The 17,933-nt window shown below is 71.8% G+C and carries 16 protein-coding genes and 2 pseudogenes; 6 read left to right on the top strand and 12 right to left on the bottom strand.

Going from position 1 to position 17,933, the window contains the following annotated elements:
- Positions 1–97: 97 nt before the first annotated feature.
- From AB0I18_RS39080 to AB0I18_RS39070, 3 genes and pseudogenes are all read left to right on the top strand, one after another.
- The gene (locus AB0I18_RS39080) at positions 98–553 is read left to right on the top strand and encodes a GNAT family N-acetyltransferase (RefSeq protein WP_363110476.1); all 456 of its coding nucleotides are present in this window, start codon (positions 98–100) and stop codon (positions 551–553) included.
- A 256-nt stretch (positions 554–809) separates the two neighbouring features.
- Positions 810–935: pseudogene (locus AB0I18_RS39075) on the top strand (glycosyltransferase family 4 protein); the annotation flags it as partial.
- Between the two features lie 89 nt (positions 936–1,024).
- Positions 1,025–1,771 (top strand): glycosyltransferase, encoded by a 747-nt coding sequence (locus tag AB0I18_RS39070; protein WP_363110475.1) that lies wholly within the window; start codon positions 1,025–1,027, stop codon positions 1,769–1,771.
- A 69-nt stretch (positions 1,772–1,840) separates the two neighbouring features.
- On the opposite strand, the gene AB0I18_RS39065 is transcribed toward AB0I18_RS39070, so the two are convergent.
- The 6 genes and pseudogenes from AB0I18_RS39065 to AB0I18_RS39040 form a co-directional block, all read right to left on the bottom strand.
- Positions 1,841–4,036: an SWIM zinc finger family protein gene (locus AB0I18_RS39065; protein WP_363110501.1), complete on the bottom strand. Its 2,196-nt coding sequence runs from the start codon at positions 4,034–4,036 to the stop codon at positions 1,841–1,843.
- 179 nt (positions 4,037–4,215) lie between these two features.
- Complete coding sequence (locus tag AB0I18_RS39060; RefSeq protein ID WP_363110500.1) at positions 4,216–7,104, bottom strand: SNF2-related protein; 2,889 nt, start codon at positions 7,102–7,104, stop codon at positions 4,216–4,218.
- A 281-nt stretch (positions 7,105–7,385) separates the two neighbouring features.
- Positions 7,386–7,967 (bottom strand): sugar kinase, encoded by a 582-nt coding sequence (locus AB0I18_RS39055; RefSeq protein WP_363110474.1) that lies wholly within the window; start codon positions 7,965–7,967, stop codon positions 7,386–7,388.
- Entirely contained in the window at positions 7,964–9,148 is a 1,185-nt protein-coding gene (locus AB0I18_RS39050) for an ROK family glucokinase (RefSeq protein ID WP_363110473.1), read from the bottom strand. Before AB0I18_RS39050 ends, AB0I18_RS39055 begins: the two co-directional genes overlap by 4 nt.
- 67 nt (positions 9,149–9,215) lie before the next feature.
- Positions 9,216–9,324 (bottom strand): annotated as a pseudogene (locus AB0I18_RS39045) (sugar ABC transporter ATP-binding protein); the annotation flags it as partial.
- A gap of 83 nt (positions 9,325–9,407) precedes the next feature.
- Entirely contained in the window at positions 9,408–10,145 is a 738-nt protein-coding gene (locus tag AB0I18_RS39040) for a GntR family transcriptional regulator (protein ID WP_363110499.1), read from the bottom strand.
- Positions 10,146–10,273: 128 nt separating this feature from the next.
- Between AB0I18_RS39040 and AB0I18_RS39035 the strand changes: the two genes are divergently transcribed.
- Complete coding sequence (locus AB0I18_RS39035; RefSeq protein WP_363110472.1) at positions 10,274–11,287, top strand: Gfo/Idh/MocA family oxidoreductase; 1,014 nt, start codon at positions 10,274–10,276, stop codon at positions 11,285–11,287.
- A 36-nt stretch (positions 11,288–11,323) separates the two neighbouring features.
- Here the strand turns inward: AB0I18_RS39035 and AB0I18_RS39030 are convergent, their stop codons facing one another.
- From AB0I18_RS39030 to AB0I18_RS39015, 4 genes are all read right to left on the bottom strand, one after another.
- A complete protein-coding gene (locus tag AB0I18_RS39030) occupies positions 11,324–11,752 on the bottom strand; it encodes a PaaI family thioesterase (protein WP_363110471.1) in 429 nt (142 codons plus the stop codon).
- A 34-nt stretch (positions 11,753–11,786) separates the two neighbouring features.
- Positions 11,787–12,986: a cytochrome P450 gene (locus AB0I18_RS39025; protein ID WP_363110470.1), complete on the bottom strand. Its 1,200-nt coding sequence runs from the start codon at positions 12,984–12,986 to the stop codon at positions 11,787–11,789.
- Between the two features lie 62 nt (positions 12,987–13,048).
- On the bottom strand, positions 13,049–13,720 hold the full coding sequence (locus AB0I18_RS39020; protein ID WP_363110469.1) for a response regulator transcription factor: 672 nt from the start codon (positions 13,718–13,720) through the stop codon (positions 13,049–13,051).
- A 130-nt stretch (positions 13,721–13,850) separates the two neighbouring features.
- Positions 13,851–15,098: a histidine kinase gene (locus tag AB0I18_RS39015; protein WP_363110468.1), complete on the bottom strand. Its 1,248-nt coding sequence runs from the start codon at positions 15,096–15,098 to the stop codon at positions 13,851–13,853.
- Positions 15,099–15,343: 245 nt separating this feature from the next.
- Here AB0I18_RS39015 and AB0I18_RS39010 point away from each other — a divergent pair, with 245 nt between their 5' ends.
- Entirely contained in the window at positions 15,344–15,550 is a 207-nt protein-coding gene (locus AB0I18_RS39010; RefSeq protein ID WP_363110467.1) for a hypothetical protein, read from the top strand.
- A gap of 91 nt (positions 15,551–15,641) precedes the next feature.
- On the opposite strand, the gene AB0I18_RS39005 is transcribed toward AB0I18_RS39010, so the two are convergent.
- Together AB0I18_RS39005 and AB0I18_RS39000 are read right to left on the bottom strand one after the other, a co-directional pair.
- Positions 15,642–16,034, bottom strand: a complete 393-nt coding sequence (locus AB0I18_RS39005) for a ribonuclease domain-containing protein (protein ID WP_363110466.1) — start codon at positions 16,032–16,034, stop codon at positions 15,642–15,644.
- 154 nt (positions 16,035–16,188) lie between these two features.
- Complete coding sequence (locus tag AB0I18_RS39000) at positions 16,189–16,818, bottom strand: dihydrofolate reductase family protein (protein ID WP_363110465.1); 630 nt, start codon at positions 16,816–16,818, stop codon at positions 16,189–16,191.
- Positions 16,819–17,040: 222 nt separating this feature from the next.
- Between AB0I18_RS39000 and AB0I18_RS38995 the strand changes: the two genes are divergently transcribed.
- Positions 17,041–17,790 (top strand): SDR family oxidoreductase, encoded by a 750-nt coding sequence (locus AB0I18_RS38995; protein WP_363110464.1) that lies wholly within the window; start codon positions 17,041–17,043, stop codon positions 17,788–17,790.
- The last annotated feature ends 143 nt before the right edge of the window (positions 17,791–17,933 follow it).

Below are 17,933 nucleotides of genomic sequence, written 5' to 3'. Positions count from 1 at the left end.
GTTTCAGGCGGCGCGATCGCCTACGACCTGACGGTGACCCTTCGGCGGCCTGATGGTAGGAGTGGATGACGACCAGTCATCCGAGGAGCGCCGAACTGTGAGTTCGTCCCTGTATCTGGCAAAGGTCACACCGGAGAACGTCGATGCGGCACGCCGGCTGCGCGTACGGCCCGACCAGGAACGCTTCGTCGACCCGGTCGTCATCTCCCTCGCCGAGGCGTATGCGTACGGGGAGATCGCCTGGCCGCGGGTGATCTGTGACGGGGAGCAGATGGTCGGGTTCGTCATGGCCGGCTTCGACCCTGCGCACGCGGTGGAGCCCTACCGGAGCTATTTGTGGCGGCTCAACATCGCCGCGGACCGGCAGAAGCGGGGGTACGGCAGCTTCGCGGTGGCAGCGGTGTGCGCCGAGGCCCGGCGTCGCGGCGAACGCCGACTGTGGGTGTCCTGGGTGCCGGGCGACGGCGGGCCGGAACCCTTCTACACGCGGCTCGGCTTCCGCGTCACCGGCGAGGTGGTCGACGGCGAGATCGTGGCCGAGCGGGAGCTGTAGCTCCGCTCCGCTCCGTCCCGGTTTCCCTCGGAGACCCGAGCTCTGCACGCCAACACGTGTGCCGAGTGACGGGCACACACCGCTGCCCCGGGAATGGGTGAGGCGAGCCCCGATGCGCGTCAGCGGTAAAACGTTCCCGAAATTGGTTACCGATAGCCCAACTCTTGGGGAACAAGTTGGTAAGCAAGCCCAACCATTCCACCAACTCTCCGGTCTAGCCCGCAGTTAGCTGGATTAGACGGAGATACGGGGACGCATGCAGGTTTCTTTTATGTTACACGCCGATTGCGGAATTGGGAGGGGGATCCGGACGACGTACAGCCTTGCCCGGCAGCACGACGTCGAGGCCGTCGCGGTGCTCGGCCACCCCGACGAGCCGGTGTTCCGCTGCCCGATGGGGCCCGCCCACCCGATCGCCGCTGCCCCGCAGGCGGCCGACTTCCTCACCACCATGGTCCGCTGGGAGGCGCCGTGATCCGCAACAGATTTCGCACATCGACCGCCGCTGCCGCTGCCGCCACCGCCACATCGGCGGACACCACGCAGGCAGGTATGCGCAAACTGATCCACGTCATATGGATCGGCAAGAAGGCCTTCCCCTACCGGGACAACTTCCAGACCTGGAAAGAGCACAACCCGGACTACCAGGTCCAGCTCTGGACCGACAAGAACCTCCCCGTACTGCACAACCAGTGGGTCTACAACGCCCTGGCCGACCAGCCGCTTGCCATACGGGCCGACCTTCTGCGCCTCGAACTCCTCGCCCAGTTCGGCGGTATGTACACCGACGCCGACTCCTGGTGCACCCAGCCCATCGCCCCCCTGATCGACGGCCTGACCCTGTTCGGCATGACCGGCAACAAAGGCAACGTCCAGAACGCCACCCTCGGCACCGTTCAAGACCACCCGGCCTACCGCTTGATCGTCCAAGGTGCCGGAGCACGCTATCTCCGCCTGGCCTACCAAAAGCGCAACACGACCGATAAATACGAGGTCTTCGACATCTTCGGCACCCGCTACATCACCCCCGTACTGCGTTCCTTCCCTGACTTCACCCAGATCGACCGAGGTGCGGTCAGGGGAAGCCGCCGCTTGATATGCGTTGAGGGCCAGGACGACACCAGCGAGGCATTCATCGTCCACGCCAACGCCGTCAGTTGGAAGAAACCGGGCAGCAGCAACCGGTTCACGCTCGCACCTGCCCGTCCCGAAATATAGAAAACATAGAGAGGAAAGAGACGGACCTCCTCTCGCTGGAGCGGATGCCGGAGGAGCTGCCCCCTCACTTCAGAGGTCGGTCGGCGAGCCCAGGCCAGTGAGGGCGCCTACGGGGTCGAGGTCGGGGGTGCCTCGGGGCCACCAGTCGTCGTGGCCCGGTTCCGACTCGTAGGCGTACCAGAGGCCGTCGTGGCCCAGGCGGAGCTGGATGTGGCCGCGGGGGTGGGTGAGCTGGTTGTGCCAGGGGCGGAACGCGGGGAAGTCGGCGGCCAGGAGGAGCGGGCGGGCCCGGTCGAAACGGCCCGCCGGCGGGTCCCACGGCTCTTCGAGGACGGCGAGCCCTTCCAGCCCACCCTGACGCCAGGCGGCGACCGCCCGGGCCAGCTCCGCCGGGGTGCGGCCGGCGGCGGAGGCGAGGGACGCGTACAGGGCGCGGGTGGTGGCGGTGAGGCCGGAGCCGGGGCGGGTGGCCGCGAGACGGACGGCGTCCTGCCACAGGGTCAGCTCGGCGACCGGGTCACGGCCCGTCGTGAGCAGGGCGTGCGCGCGGGCGGCCGCGTCGGTGGCCAGCTGGTCCAGCGCGAACGGGTCCGGGCCGCCGGGTGACGCCGGATAGACCGGGGGCTGCTCGGGGTGCGGCGGCGGGGGCAGCGGGGCCGGGAGCGGCGGCAGTGTGCGGGGTGCGAGGGCGTCACGGGCCCGTACGCCGGGCAGTGCCGGTTCCCGGGCGTCGCGGGCCGAGCGCGCGGCCAGCGCGGCGTTCCGCCGGGACAGCGCGTCCAGCAGCTCGCGTTCGCCCCGGCCGCGCAACAGCAGCAGGACGAAGGGGTCTTGGTCCAGGAGCCGTGCCGTCTGGTAGCAGAGGGCGGCCGCGTGTTTGCAGGGGTGACCGAAGTCGGGGCAGCTGCAGTGCGGTTCTAGATCACCGGAACCGGGGAGCAGGTCCACTCCGGTGTCGGCCAGTGAGTGGGGCAGGTCCTTGTCGAGCAACGCCGCGATGTGCCCCGGACGTTCGGCGGCGGCTTCGGTGAACCGCTCCCAGTCGCTGTCCGAAAGGGTGCGCATCCGGATCTGGACCCGGTACGGCCGCGGCCGGCTCCCGTGCACGTAGGCGAGCACCAGGCCGGGCGTGACGGTGATGGCGTCGACGTGCCCCTGCCCCGCGTACGCCCGCCCTCGCCCGAGCCGCGCCCCGTCCAACGCCATCTCCTCCAGCGCCGCCACCCAGGCGTTCCCCCACCACGTCTCGGCGAAGCCCTCCGCGCCCTGCGGCCGCGCCGGCAGTGCGGGGAAGGTGCGCCGGAGTTCACCGTCGCGGGCCGGGGAGGCCATGGGGCGGTCGGGGGCCGCGGTACGGCGGAAGGGGGCGGCGGGCCGGTCCGTGGGGCCGATGCCGGAAACGGGTCCGGCGGCGCCGCGCTGTGCGTCTTCGGGGTGGGATGCGGTCGTGGTGCGGGTCCACGGCACGGGCTCGGTGTCCGGCCGAGGGTCGCCACCGGAGGCAGCTGCGGTGGCGCGAATCGCCGCCGAGTCGCTGTCGTCAGGGGGCGTCGGCGCTACGCGGGCCGGGTTCCGCCGCTCGGCGGACGGGGCGGCAAGGGCTCCGGGGGCAGCCGGGGCCGAAGGCGGGTCGTCCGGAGCCTCGGCAGGCCGCGCCGACCGGGGCTCCCCTTCAACTGAGGCGGGCAGCTCGAACGCGTCAGCCAGTTGGTCGGCCAGTTCCCGAACGCGGGCCGCGGCACGGCGGCTCGCGTCGCTCGGCTGCCGCCCGGAGGCGGTGGGCTCAGCGCCGTCGGGTCGGCTCCGGCTCCCAACTCCCTCGGTTCGGGGGGAGGTTCGCTCTCGCTCGGCCTTGGCCCGCGCGGCACGCAACGCCTCACGGGCCACGTCACCGGGGCGCGGGGCCTCGGCGCCGGCGTCGGGTCGGACGGCCGCCCATGACTCGGACGCCGGTTCGGACGCCGGTTCAGGCACCGACTCGGGCACCGGGTCGACGCTCTCGGTGCCGTCGGCGTCCGGCTCCTCCGGTACGTTCTCGACCCGCACGGCGGAGCCACCGCCGTGGCGAGCGGCCGCACGACGCAGGGCCTCCCGCGCCACGTCACCCGGCCGGGGTCGGTGCAAGGCGGCCCGCTCGGCGGCGACCTGTCCCCCGCCGGGCGCCGTCGGTCGTGCGGTCGACCCGGCGGCGTCCCCCTCCACCGAACCGTCGGCCGACGCCCCCGCTTCACCACGCCGTGCCGCCCACAGGGCACGTCGAGCCACGTCGGCGGGCCGGGCCTCGGCGGCCGAGCGCGCGTCATCCGCCGGAGACGCCTCCGGGTCCGAGTCGCCCCTCAGCCCCGACTCGGCGGCCGTGTCCGGCTGGTCCAACTGATCCGGCCGATCCCGCTGATCCGGCTCATCCCGTTGGTCCGGCTGATCCCGGTGGTCCGTAGGAGACATCACTCGGCCCTCCGGAGCGACACCAGGTCGGACAGGTCGCGGTCGGTGAGTTCGGTCAGGGAGGTCTCGCCGGAGCCGAGGATGGCGTCGGCCAGGGCTCGCTTGGAGGCGAGCATCTCGGCGATGCGGTCCTCGACGGTGCCCTCGGTGATGAGCCGGTGGACCTGAACGGGCTGGGTCTGGCCGATGCGGTAGGCGCGGTCGGTGGCCTGTTCCTCGACGGCCGGGTTCCACCAGCGGTCGAAGTGGATGACATGGCCGGCGCGGGTGAGGTTGAGGCCCGTGCCGGCCGCCTTCAGGGACAGGACCAGGACCGGTGTGGCTCCGCTCTGGAAGCGGTCCACCATGTGTTCGCGTTCCGCCACCGGCGTTCCGCCGTGGAGGAGTTCGACAGGGACCGCTCGGGCCGTGAGGTGGCTCGTGATCATCCGGGCCATGCCCACGTACTGGGTGAAGACGAGCGCCGAGCCGTCCTCGGCGAGCAGCGTGTCCAACAGCTCGTCGAGGAGGGCGAGTTTGCCGGAGCGGGCTGCGAGGCGTGCGGTGCCCGCGCCGCTGGGGCGTGCTCCGGCACCGCCAGGTCCCCCGGCGTCCTCCTTCAGGTACAGCGCGGGATGGTCGCAGATCTGCTTGAGCGAGGTGAGCAGCTTGAGGACCATTCCGCGCCGGGCGATGCCCTCGGTCGTCTCGATCGCCAGCATCGACTCGCGGACCACGGCCTCGTACAGCGAGGCCTGTTCGCGGGTGAGGGGGACGGGATGGTCCGTCTCCGTCTTGGGCGGCAGCTCGGGGACGATGCCCGGGTCGGACTTCTTGCGGCGGAGGAGGAAGGGGCGGATCAGCCGGGCGAGGCGGGCCACGGCTTGCTCGTCCTCGCCGTTCTCCACCGCGCGCGCGTGCCGGGCGCGGAAGGACTTCAGGGGGCCGAGCAGTCCCGGAGTCGTCCAGTCGAGCAGGGCCCAGAGCTCGGAAAGGTTGTTCTCCACGGGCGTTCCGCTCAGGGCGACTCGGGCCGGTGTGGAGATCGTCCGCAGGGCCTTGGCGGTCGCCGAGTACGGGTTCTTGACGTGCTGGGCCTCGTCCGCGACGACCATGCCCCACTTCTGCTGGGCCAGTCGTGGTGCCGCCGACCGCATCGTCCCGTAGGTGGTGAGGACGAAGCCGCCGTGCACGTCCTCCAGGGAACGGCCCGGCCCGTGGTAGCGGCTCACGGGCACGCCGGGGGCGAACCGCTCGATCTCCCGCTGCCAGTTGCCGAGGAGCGAGGCGGGGCAGACCACGAGGGTCGGCTCACTGCGCGCCCGCTTCAGATGGAGGGCGATGACGGTGATGGTCTTGCCCAGCCCCATGTCGTCGGCCAAGCAGCCGCCGAGGCCGAGCGAGGTCATGAGGTCGAGCCAGGCCAGGCCGCGGAGCTGGTAGTCGCGGAGGGTCGCTTGCAGGCCGGCGGGTGGCTCGGCGGGCCGCTGCCCCGCCGTCAGCCGGTCGCGCAGCGCGGCCAGCTCTCCGACCGGTACCGCCTCGACCGTCTCGCCGTCGACCTCCGCGCTGCCGGTGAGCGCCACGGAGAGGGCGTCGACCGGGTCGAGCAGGCCCAGTTCGCGCTTGCGGGCCTTGCGGACGAGGGCCGGGTCGACGAGCACCCACTGGTCCCGCAGCCGGACGACAGGTCGGTGCGCCTCCGCCAGGGCGTCCATCTCGGCCTCGCTGAGCGGATCGCCGCCGAGCGCCAACTGCCAGCGGAACTGGAGCAGTTCCTCGCTCTCGAAGAACCCGGTGCCGTCCGTGGCGGAGCCGGGTGCCGAGCGCACCACCGCCGCCGCGCTCAGGTCCTGCGCGAGGTCACGGGGCCAGTGGACGGCGACACCGGCCGCGCCCAGGCGCGTCGCCGCGACGCCGAGCAGGTCCGACAACTCGTCCTCGGACAGCGCCAGTACGTCCGGCACGTCCTGTGCGGACAGCCGGTCCAGGGGCGGCCAGACGCGGGCCGCGCGGCGCACGGCCAGTGCCGCGTCGACGCGGGCGCGCGGCCCGAACGCCGCGTCGGCGGCGCCCGCCCACAGGGCCGCGGCGTCCACGACGAGGGTGGGGTCGGCGAGGCTGTGCACCTGGACGAGGGCCGCGCCCGCCCGCCGGGCCTGCTCGCTGTCGTCGAAGAGGTCGTACGCGGACAGGTCCAGGCGGAGCGAGATCCGGACGCCCGCGTCCATGCCCGCGGCGACCTCCGCCGCCCAGTCCTGGGCGCCCGGCAGTCGCTGGGGTCCGCTCGCCGCGAAGGGTTTCCCGGCGGCGTACGGCGCCGCCGCAGTGCGGGGCAGGGTGTCGGCGACCGCGTCCAGGAAGGCCCGCATCAGCGCTTCCGGTGCGGGCACCTGGAGTGGGGTGAGGCCGGGGAGCGGTACGGCGTGTCCCTCGAACGGGAGAGCCGCCGCCACCGCCCTCAGGTGGGCGATGTCGTCCGGGTCCAGGGGCCCGGCACGCCATGCGTCGAATCCGTCGGGTGTCAGGCCGGGCAGCAGCCGACCGCGCGCGACGAGCCGCAGTGCGTGCAGTGCGGCGGCACCCCAGCACGCGGTGGCGGGATGCGCGGCGGGGTCCCGCCGTGCCCGTGCGAGCAACGGCAGGGCTTCGGCGACGGGCAGCGTCACCGCAGGCGCCGATCCCCTTCGGACTCCGGCGCCGTGCCTCCGTACGACGGTGAGGTCCGTCTGCTCCCCGGCAGGCAGCGGTCCGCCGTCCGGATCCCAGAAGGCGACCCGCCCGTCACGCGGCAGCCCGGCGGGCAGAAAGACGGCGGCGAGCCGTACCGGCACGCCGTCGCCTCCGCGGCCGGACACACCGGACACGGCGGCATCCGGAGCAGCGGACTTCGGCGCCGCCCAGCCCATGGTCGCGGACCTTCCCTCGTCGACAGTGGCCGAGGTGTGCGCCGCAGCCGGTGTCCGCGCCACGGTCCGCGTCCCCACCGTGGTCGGCGGCTCGGTCCCGGCCCGCGCCCCCGCGGCGCTCGATGTCCTCCTGCCGGCCGGCCTCGTCGGCGGGACGTCGGCGACCGTGGAGCGCTTCCCCTCGCGCATGGGTCCAGCCACCTCCTCGGCCCGGTCGGATCACTCGTCCTCGACTGTACGGGCCGGGTCTGACAATCCGGTCCGGCGGGCGTCCGGGCCGGTCAGGGCGTCGTTCTGGAGACCACGTACACCATGGGGTGGCCGGGCCTCGACCGGTTCACCACGATGGTCTGCGAGGGCGTCGGGTTCTTCTTCGCGTGGACGATGCCCTCCCAGGGGCCGGCGCCGGTGAACTCCCAGCCGACGACCTTCTGGTCGCGGGCGCTGATGGCGATGTCGTCCTTCTCCACGGTGGCCTTGTCGGCGCCGATGTTCTTGAGGAACCTGTCGAGGCCCTCGTCGCTGGTGAGGAACTGGACGTAGAGACGGCTGGTCTTCCAGTTGTTCGTCTCGTAGTACGCGACCTCGGCCGAGTACGGCGGGATCGGGATCCGGTACAGACGCCGCTGGACGCGCGAGGGCCAGCCCGGGGTGAGGCCGGTCGCCGAGTACTTCTCCTCCTTGTCCTTGCCGCTGTCGCGGCTCTGGTTGGCGGAGATCACCAGATAGCCGGCCGGGACACCGATGAGCAGCACGATGATCAGCAGCGTCAGGGCGCGCCGCCGGATCATGTGGCCCCGGTCCTCGGCCGGCCTCGACGGCTCGTCCGGGGGCGAGGCCTGGCGTGGCAGCGAGGCCGTCACAGCGACTCCTGTTCCGACCGGCGCGACTCGAAGTAGCGCTCGTACCGCTCGTAGCGCTCCACCCGGCGCCGGTTGGCGCGCCTGAAGCGGCGTGCGACGAGCCGGGCGAGGTCGGCGGCACCGACCATGCCGGCCTCGGGGCCGAGCTGGGCGCGGGCGATACGGGCCTCGGGGCGGTAGCCGCGGCCGGTCAGGTGTCGGCGGAAGGCGTCCCGCGCGGGGCCGATCAGCAGGTCGTCGGCCGCGCTGACGCCACCGCCGATGACGAAGCAGGAGGGGTCGAGCGCGGCCGCGAGGTTCGCGATGCCCACGCCGAGCCACTGGCCGATGTCCTGGAGGAGTTCGATGCACATCGCGTCGCCCTCGCGGGCCAGCTCGGTGATCATCGGGCCGGTGATCTCGGCGATGTCGCCCTTGACGTGCTCGATGATCCCGTACGCCACCGGGGAGTCGGCGGCGGCGAGCTCGCGGGCCTCGCGCACCAGCGCGTTGCCGGAGCTGTACTGCTCCCAGCAGCCGCGGTTGCCGCAGGGGCAGCGGTGGCCGCCGGGCACGACCTGCATATGGCCGAACTCGCCCGCGACACCGAACTTGCCGCGCTTGACCTGGCCGTCCTCCAGGATGGCGCCGCCGATGCCGGTGCCCAGGGTGATCATCACCAGGTGGTCCTCGCCGCGGCCCGCGCCGAAGCGCCACTCCGCCCAGGCCGCGGTGTTGGCGTCGTTGTCCACCAGGACGGGGACGGCGAGGCGGCCGGAGATGCGGTCCCGGAGGGGCTCGTTGCGCCACGACAGGTGGGGCGCGAACAGGACGCGGTTGCGGTCGGCGTCGACCCAGCCGGCCGCACCGATGCCGACCGCGTGCACGTCGTGCCGGTCGGAGAGGTCCAGGACCAGCTCGACGATGGTGTCCTCGACGACCTTGGGGCTCTTGGACTTGTCGGGGGTCTCCGTGCGGACCTTCTCCAGGATGTTGCCGTCCGCGTCGACGACGCCCGCCATCACCTTCGTACCGCCGATGTCGATCCCGACGGTGGGGACGCGGGGCGCCGTGAGATGGGAACGGCGCTCACGGGTTCCCACGGTCCGCAGGATGGTGGGCCGCCCCGAACCGATGGGGGCGCCCACTGCTCGAGCGGAGCCGAGAGCTCGGGGCAGTGCGAGGTCGCGGTAGGTGCTCATCGCGCCGATTCTGCCTCACGCCGGCGCGAGGGCGCATCGCGGAGCCCCTCTCGCCCCGCTGCGGACTCCGGAGGAACGCGAAACGGTCCCCTACGGGGGTACGCGTTACGCGGGTTGTGGGTGATCAAGACAATGCCCGGGCCCGCCTCCCGTGCGGCGGCCACATATGTGAGGACCGGACACGGTGCTCGGGCATCCGGACCTCGGGTACCGCCGGCGCCTGCGGAACCGTACGAGTTCGCACGAGTTCGTACGGGCCTCAGGGGCGTACGAGCAGCTGGAACTCGAAGGAGTAGCGCGAGGCACGGTACGTGTGGGAGCCGAACTCGACCGCGCGGCCGGTGTCGTCGAACGTGGTGCGCTGCATGGTCAGCAGCGGGGCGCCCACGGGTTCGCCGAGGCGCTCGGCCTCCACCGCCGTGGCGGCGCGGGCGCCGACGGACTGGCGGGCACTGTGCAGGGTGATGCCCGCGGCGCGCATCAGCCGGTACAGGCCGGTGGCCTCCAGTTGTGCGCTGTCCAGGTCGAGGAGGCCGGGAGGCAGATGGTTGCCGAGGTACGCCATCGGCTCGCCGTGGGCCAGCCGCAGCCGCTCCACCCGGTGTACGTCACTGCCCTCGGCCACTCCGAGGGCGGCCGCCACCTCGGCGGACGCCGGGACGAGGGTGTTGACGAGGACCCGGGTCGCGGGTCGCTGGCCGGCCGCCTCCAGGTCGTCGTAGAGGCTGCTGAGTTCCAGCGGGCGCTTGACCTGGCTGTGCACGACCTGGGTGCCGACGCCTCTACGGCGCACGAGGAGGCCCTTGTCGACGAGCGACTGGATGGCCTGGCGCACCGTGGGACGGGACAGGCCGAGGCGTCCGGCCAGCTCGATCTCGTTGCCCAGCAGGCTGCCGGGGGTGAGGGCACCGTGCTCGATCGCCGCTTCGAGCTGTTGGGACAGCTGGAAGTAGAGCGGCACCGGGCTGTTCCGGTCGACGCTGAGCTGAAGCGGCACCTTCGGATCCACATCTGGTTTGGGCACGGGCCCGAGCGTAGCTCCGGTGAATGATGACGGGAAGTTGTGAAGTTCGATTGTCCGGACAAACGGTTGACAAGTCCTCCGCCCGCCTTCAGTTTGTTCCCATGCGCATCGGACTGATCGGAACGGGTCGTATCGGTACATTTCACGCGACCGCTCTCAGTCGTCACCGGGAGGTCGGCGGCTCCCTCATCGTGACGGACGCGGACACCGCACGGGCTCGGCGACTGGCGGACCGCCTGGGCGCCACGGCGGCGCCCAGCGTGGACGAGATCTTCACCTGGGGCGTGGACGCCGTGGTCATCACCGCGGCCACCTCGGCCCACGGCGAACTGATCGGTCGGGCAGCACGGGCCGGGCTCCCGGTGTTCTGCGAGAAGCCCATAGCGCTGGATCTACCGGGCACGCTCACGGCCATCGCCGAGGTCGAGGCCGCCGGAACGATCCTGCAGATGGGCTTCCAGCGGCGCTTCGACTCCGGCTACACGGCGGCGCGCGAGGCGGTGCGCTCCGGCCGGCTGGGACGGCTGCACAGCGTGCGCGCGATGACGTCCGACCAGTCGCCGCCGTCGGCCGCGTATCTCCCGCTCTCCGGCGGTCTGTACCGGGACTGCCTGGTGCACGACTTCGACATACTGCGCTGGGTGACGGGACGCGAGATCACCGAGGTGTACGCGATGGGTTCGGACGCCGGGCCCGCGATGTTCCGCGAGGCGGGCGACATCGACACGGCCGCGGCCGTGCTCACCCTGGACGACGGGACGCTCGCCACGGCGACGGCGACCCGACTGAACGGTGCCGGATACGACGTACGCATGGAGCTGGCCGGCGAGCTGGACCAGATCGGCGTCGGGCTCGACGACCGTACGCCGATCGCCTCCACGGAACCGGCCGGGCCACCGGCGGCGGACAAGCCGTGGACCGGGTTCCTGGAGCGGTTCGGGCCCGCTTACGAGGCCGAGCTGCACGCGTTCGTCGAGGTGGTGCGCGGCGAGCGGGCCAACCCGTGCGACGGGCGCGAGGCACTGCACGCGCTGCGGATCGCCGAGGCGTGCGAACTGTCCAGACGCGAGCGCCGGTTGGTGTCTCTCAGAGAGATCCCGGGCGGCCGGGACTGACAGGCATTCGGAACTGACGGCCGGCCGAGGTCCGAGTCAGGGCGTCCGCGCGGGCAGTACCGTGCCCTGCGCCACCGCGCTCAGGGTTTCGGTGCCGTCCTCGGTGACGGTGAGCAGGTCGCAGCGGACCACTGCCTGACGCCGGCCGGCGTGCACGACCTCGGCGCGGGCGACGAGGGTACGGCCCGTCGCCGGGCGTATGTACTGGATGGAGAACCCGGCCGTGAGCACGGCCGGGCCGAGTGCCGTGCCGGCGGCGAAGGTGAGCGCGTTGTCGGCCGCGTACGAGACGACTCCGCCGTGCAGGTACCCGTTCTGCTGGTGGAGGTCCTCCCGGATGTCCAGCTCAAGCGTGGCCCTGCCGTCGCCGAACGCGGTGACCCGCGCACCGAGCAGGCGGCTGAAGGGCTGGCTGTCGAGCGCCTTCTGGGCGAAGGTGAGAGCCGGGTCGGCGGGCGTGGTCACGGTGGAACCTCCTGAGGACGGCGTCGGACCGTGCTTACCAGCTCACCGGCAGCCGCCGCATCCCGCGCATCAGCATCCCCGACAACCATCCGCCCGGCGGCCCGGCAAGGGCCAGGTCCGGGCAGCGGTCCAGCAGCGTGCGCAGCGCGACGCGGGCTTCGAGGCGGGCCAGCGGGGCGCCGAGGCAGTAGTGGATGCCGTGGCCGAAGGCGACGTGGCCGCGGGCGTCGCGGCGGATGTCGAAGCGGTCGGGGGCCGGGTAGCGGCCCTCGTCGCGGTCGGCGGCCGTGAGACCGATCATCACCGCGTCGCCCGGCCCGACAGTCGTGCCGGCGATGTCGAAGGGCTCGGCGGCGTACCGGAACGTCGCGTTCTCCACCGGCCCCTCGTAGCGCAGCATCTCCTCGACTGCGCCGTCGAGGAGTGTCATGTCGGCGCGCAGCGCGGCGAGTTGGTCAGGGTGGGTGAGCAACGCGTGGACGCCGCCGGAGATGAGGTTGACCGTCGTCTCGTGTCCCGCGACGAGCAGCACGAACGCCATGCCCCGCAGCTCCTGGGCCGAGAGCCGGTCGCCGTCCTCCGCGGTCGTGCGGATGAGGCCGCTGAGCAGGTCGTCGGCCGGCCCCGCGCATCGCTTGTCCTCGATCAGGTCGGTGAGGTACGCGGCGAGTTGGGAGAACGCGGCGTACTCGCTCTCCGAGCTGCTGGGCGCGACGGCCTCCGTGGACATCGCGCGGAACGCCGCCCGGTCGATCTCCGGCACCCCGAGCAGTTCGCAGATGACGGTGAGCGGCAGCGGGTAGGCGAAGGACTCGACGAGGTCGGCGTGGCCGCTCGGCAGCATCTCGTCGAGCAGCATGTCCGTGATCTCCTGGACGCGCGGCCGCAGGGTCTCCACCCGCCGCATGGTGAACTCGCGCGCGATGAGCGCCCGCAGCCGCGTGTGCTGGGGCGGATCGGCGACCAGCAGGTACTTGCCGATCAGCTGCTCGTCGAGAAACGTGACGCCGATCTTCCGGCCGTCCTTGGCCAGCCGGGGATCGGCGAGCGCGGCCCGCGCCTCCTCGTACCCGACGACCAGCCAGGTCTCGTGGTGCTCGTCGGGCGGCGGCAGCCGCACCCGGTGCACCGGTCCGAGCGCCCGCAGCTCCGCGTACACCGGATGCGGGTCCTCCGTGAACCGCGGCCCGTACTCCCCCAGGTCGATCACTTCCGCCACAACGCCCTCCCCCATGCCCTGCCCGCTCGCCCTTCGACGCCCATGACCATCGTCTGTCCAACGGCCACGACCACCACTTAGTGCCCGTCCTCCTCCAAAAGCCCCGCGTCGTACGTCAACAGGGCAATCTGTACTCGATTGTTGAGGTCGAGCTTGGCGAGGATGCGGGAGACGTGCGTCTTCACTGTGGCGACGCTCATGAACAGCCGGGCCGCGATCTCGGCGTTCGAACAGCCCTGGCCGACCGAGACGGCGACCTCGCGTTCGCGGTCGTTGAGCGCGGCCACGCGCGTACGGGCACTCGTACGCCGGGTGTCGAGCGTGGCGCCGGCGGCGTGTTCCATCAACTGCCGGGTGACGGTGGGCGAGAGCACGGGATCGCCGGCCGCGACCCTGCGCACCGCCGCGAGGATCTCGGCGGGCGGGGTGTCCTTGAGGACGAAGCCGGCCGCGCCGGCGCGCAGCGCCCGCAGCACCTGTTCGTCGGCGTGGAAGGTGGTGAGGACGACGACCTGGGGGGCGTCCTTGCGGTTCCTGAGCCGTTCGGTGGCGGCGAGGCCGTCCACGTTCGGCATCCGGATGTCCATGAGCACGACGTCGGGGCGGGTGCGGTCGACGAGTTCCTCGACCTCGCTGCCGTCGGCGGCCTCGCCCACGATCTCCAGGTCGTCGGCGCCGCCCATCATGAAGGAGAGGCCGGCCCTGACCAGCGGGTCGTCATCGACGAGGAGCAGACGGATCGGAATCATGGGCCCACCGTAGTGACACCCGGCGAAGGAACCCCCCGGGTTACCGACTCTTGATCACAACACCCCGTACGCGTACGGGGAAAGCTCCTGCCCAGGGCACTGATCACCATGGGACTCATCACCCTGGCGCTCATCCCCACGGAAGCCACGCCCGCACCTGGAATCCGCCGTCTCCTTCGGGACCGTGTCGCAGGTGTCCGCCGGCGAGTGTCGCCCGTTCCGTCAGACCGATCAGACCCTGGCCGGAGCCGGGAACGTGCGGGACGTCCCCGGGCGGCGGCGGATTGCGTACCGACACCGTGAGGCCGTCCCCCGGCGCCCCGGACACCGTGACCGTGGTCTCCGCACCCGGGGCGTGCTTGCGGGCGTTGGTCAGGCCCTCCTGGACGATGCGGTACGCGGTGCGGCCGACCGACGCGGGGACGGCGGCGTCGGTGACGCGGTTGTCGAGGGTGACCTTCATGTCGGCGTCGCGGCTCTCGGAGACCAGTCCCTCCAGCGCGGCGAGCGTCGGCTGCGGGCGTCCGGAGTCGTCGCCTCCGTCGGACGTCCTGAGCACCCCGATGATCTCCCGCAGATCCTGCAGGGCCTCGTGCGCGCTCTCCCGGATCACCCCGGCGGCCCGCGCGACCTCCGCCTGGGGGGCGTCCGGCCGGATCTCCAGTGCCCCGGCGTGCACGCTGAGCAGGGTCAGCCGGTGAGCCAGTACGTCGTGCATCTCGCGTGCGATCGCCTCCCGGGCCAGCCGCTGGGCCTGCTCGGCCCGCAGCTCCGCCTCGGTCTCCGCCCGCTGTGCCCGGTCCCGCAGACTCAGCAGCAGCATCCGCCGGGAGCGCGCGAACATGCCCCAGCCGACCACCGCGACAGACAGCAGGGAGGCGAGCACGACGGACACGACATAGGGCAGGTCGGCATCGGGGCGCAGCCAGTAGAGCAGGGGCACCAGCGCCGTCGAGGTGCCGACGATCGCGGCCGCGTACTTGAAGGGCCGGTGCACGGCGAGCGAGAAGAAGATGACCATCGCGGCCCCGCCCGCGGTGTACGAGACGAACGCGATGGGAACCATCGCGATCGCGAGCCCGACCGGCCAGCGCCGCCGCAGCCACACCGCGGCGCAGGAGAACGCCCCGATCCACTGGTCGACGACTTCGAGCGCGTACGGCGTGTTGGGCTCGTTGGGCAGTGCGTCCGCACCGATCAGCCCGATGATGACGGCCAGCAGGAAAGCGGTGAAGTCGACGACCCAGTCCCGTGCGGTACGCCGCGAGCGCCCGCTCTTCCCCACCCGGTCGGGATCGAGTTCGTCGGCGACGGCCGACGGAAGCAACCACCGCCGCCCCGCCAGAGGCATCCGCCCCACCAGAGGCAGTGCGCCCATCACGGGCAGCGGCCCTGACGGGGACTGCTCCCCGGGCCTCGACGATTTACCGCGCATTGCCACTCACGATCGACAAATCTACGCACCGGCGCCCGCTTCCACTGCCTGGAGCGCCTGATCACCGACCAAAGTCGCAGCACCGGAGACTTTGGGCGCAGCCGTGCCGCGTCTGCCGGGACTTCCGGCGGACAGGCCTCGCCCCGCGGCCGATGAGCGTGGGGGGTCCGCGGGGCGAGGATCCTTGCGTGAGACAGATTCTTGAGTTTCTCGGAGTGATCGCTTTTCTGCAGGGCGGGGCCGGCCTGGTGTACGAGTTCACCGGCTGGATGCGCGGCTGGGGCCTCGTACAACGGCTCGGTTTCCTCGACGGCTACGAGATCTACGGGGGCATCGCGCTGCTGGTGCTGTCCATCGCGCTGTTCGCGGCCGCCGAGAGCCGGAAACCCCGGTGAGCGCTCACCGGGCTTCCGGCGAGCCGTGGGAGCCCCGCGTTCCGCAGGGTCCCACGGCGTCCCACAGCTCGTACGTACTCGTGGATGCCGGTCAGCAGCTGTAGTTGACCAGCTTGAACGTGGCGTAGTGGTCCGCGGTGTAGTAGTCCTCCCGGACCTCCTCACCGGTGACGATGCGGCGCGCACCGCGGGTGGAGGAACCGGGCGTGATCACCGTGTACTCGTGGTAGTACCCGGTGCCCTGGGACGGCAGGATGCCTTCCCGGTTCTGGAAGACGGTGCCGTCCTGCGAGTAGGGGTAGGGGCCGCCCTGCTCGATGAGGTCGAGCGTGTCGTGCGCCTGGGACGGCAGCGCGCCGTAGCAGATGCTGCCGACGGCGGTCGCCGCGGCGGTCGCGGGAACTGTTGCGGCGCCGCCGATGAGCAGGGCGGACATGAGGGCGCCGAGAGCGCCGATGCGAGTGATTCGTGGGGGGAATCTCATGCCCCCTAGCATGACGCGCGTAGACCATGGCATGTCAATGTCAAGGCCGGTGATTTCGCCCCGCAAGTCGGATGAGTTTTCCGGCTGTTAACCTGCCGCCCGGCTCCTCCCCCGCCTTCTCCGCAGGCCCGCACATGAGCTCTGCGTACGAGCCCTACACGGCTTCTGCCGGGAGTGCGTACGTGCCGTACTCCGGGCGGCCCGCGAAGTCGTACGTGTGGATGGCGACGCCCGTGCTCGTGAGGCGCGCCCCGGTGTGCTTGAACGCGGTCGGTACACCGCCCTCGGCGAAGAGACGGCGGCCCGCGCCGAGGACGACGGGGAAGGACAGCAGGTGCACGGTGTCGACCAGGTCGAGCGCCAGGAGGGACTGGGCGAGGGCGCCGCTGCCGTGGACCTGGAGCTCGCCCTCGGTGTTCTCCTTGATCGCGGTGACCTCCTTGGCGAGGTCGCCGCCGATCACCGAGGTGCCGGCCCATTCGGGGTTCGTGAGGCTCGCCGAGGCGACGTACTTGGGCAGGGAGTTGAGCTTCGACGCGACCGGGTCGGCGGGGTCGGTGACCCTGGGCCAGTGCCCGGCGAAGATCTCGTACGTGCGGCGGCCGAGCAGGAAGGCGCCCACACGGCCGAAGACCTCGTCGATGAACCGTCCGAAGTCCTCGTCGCCGTACGGGACACTCCAGCCGCCGTGCTCGAAGCCGTCGCGGCGGTCCTCGTCGGGGCCGCCGGGGGCCTGGTGGACGCCGTCGAGGGTGACGAAGGAGGTGAGAGTGAGCTTGCCCATGGGATGCCTTCTTCCTTACCTGGATGGGGGGACTGTCGTACTCGGTCGTACTCGGTTGCCGAGTGCCGTTTCCCGTCATCAGCTCAGACCCCGTCGGCGCCCGCAACTCATCGGCCGGCCCCGGACCGGTCCGTCGGGCTCCGTGTCCGTTCGCCGCCAGCATCTCGGCGCCGCGGCCGCTGGGATGGACCCATGACCTCACAAGCAAGCGTGCAGCGGAGCATGAACGGAACAGTGGCCCTGGTGACCGGCGGCAGCCGCGGGATCGGCGCGGCGACGGCGGTGCGGCTCGCCCGGGAGGGCGCGGACGTGGCCTTCACCTATGTCCGTGACAAGGAGGCCGCGGACGACGTCGCCGGGCGGATCCGGGCGCTGGGGCGGCGGGCGCTCGCCCTCCGCGCGGACTCCGCCGACCCCGAGGAGGCGGCTGCCGCCGTGGACCGCGCGGCGGAGGGGCTCGGCGGCCACGGCGGCCGCAGCGGTCTTGATGTGCTGGTGAACAACGCGGGTGTCGGACTGCTCGGCCCGCTGGACTCACTCACGCTCGCCGATATCGACCGCGTACTGGCCGTCAACGTCCGCGGCGTCTTCCTGGCCTCCCAGGCGGCGGCCGCCCGGATGGGGCGCGGTGGCCGGATCATCACGATCGGCACGTGCATGACGCAGCGGGTGCCCGGGCCCGGCGGCACCCTCTACGCCACCGGCAAGTCGGCCCTGATCGGCCTCACGAAGGCCCTGGCCAGGGAGCTGGGTGAGCGGGGGATCACCGCGAACATCGTCCACCCGGGTCCGATCGACACGGACATGAACCCGGCGGACGGGCCGTACGCGGCCGGTCAGGCTGCGATGACCGCGGTCGGCCGCTTCGGTGAGGCCGCCGAAGTGGCGTCCATGGTGGCGTATCTGGCCGGGGCGGAGGCGGCGTACATCACTGGTGCGGAGTTCTCTGTGGACGGGGGGCACGCCGCCTGACGCCTGCACGGAGGGGTTTACTCGCCCCCGCCGCCCCTACCCGTCCCATCCCTGGGGGCTCCGCCCCCAGACCCCCGCTCATCGGCCTGAACGGCCTCGTCCTCAAACGCCGGACGGGCTGAGGGTGTCTGGGTGGGCCTGGA

It is taken from the genome of Streptomyces sp. NPDC050704 (assembly GCF_040654355.1).
Lineage (GTDB): Bacteria > Actinomycetota > Actinomycetes > Streptomycetales > Streptomycetaceae > Streptomyces.
Note: the sequence above shows the minus strand (reverse complement) of the source record. Positions and strands in the feature narration are given on the sequence as shown.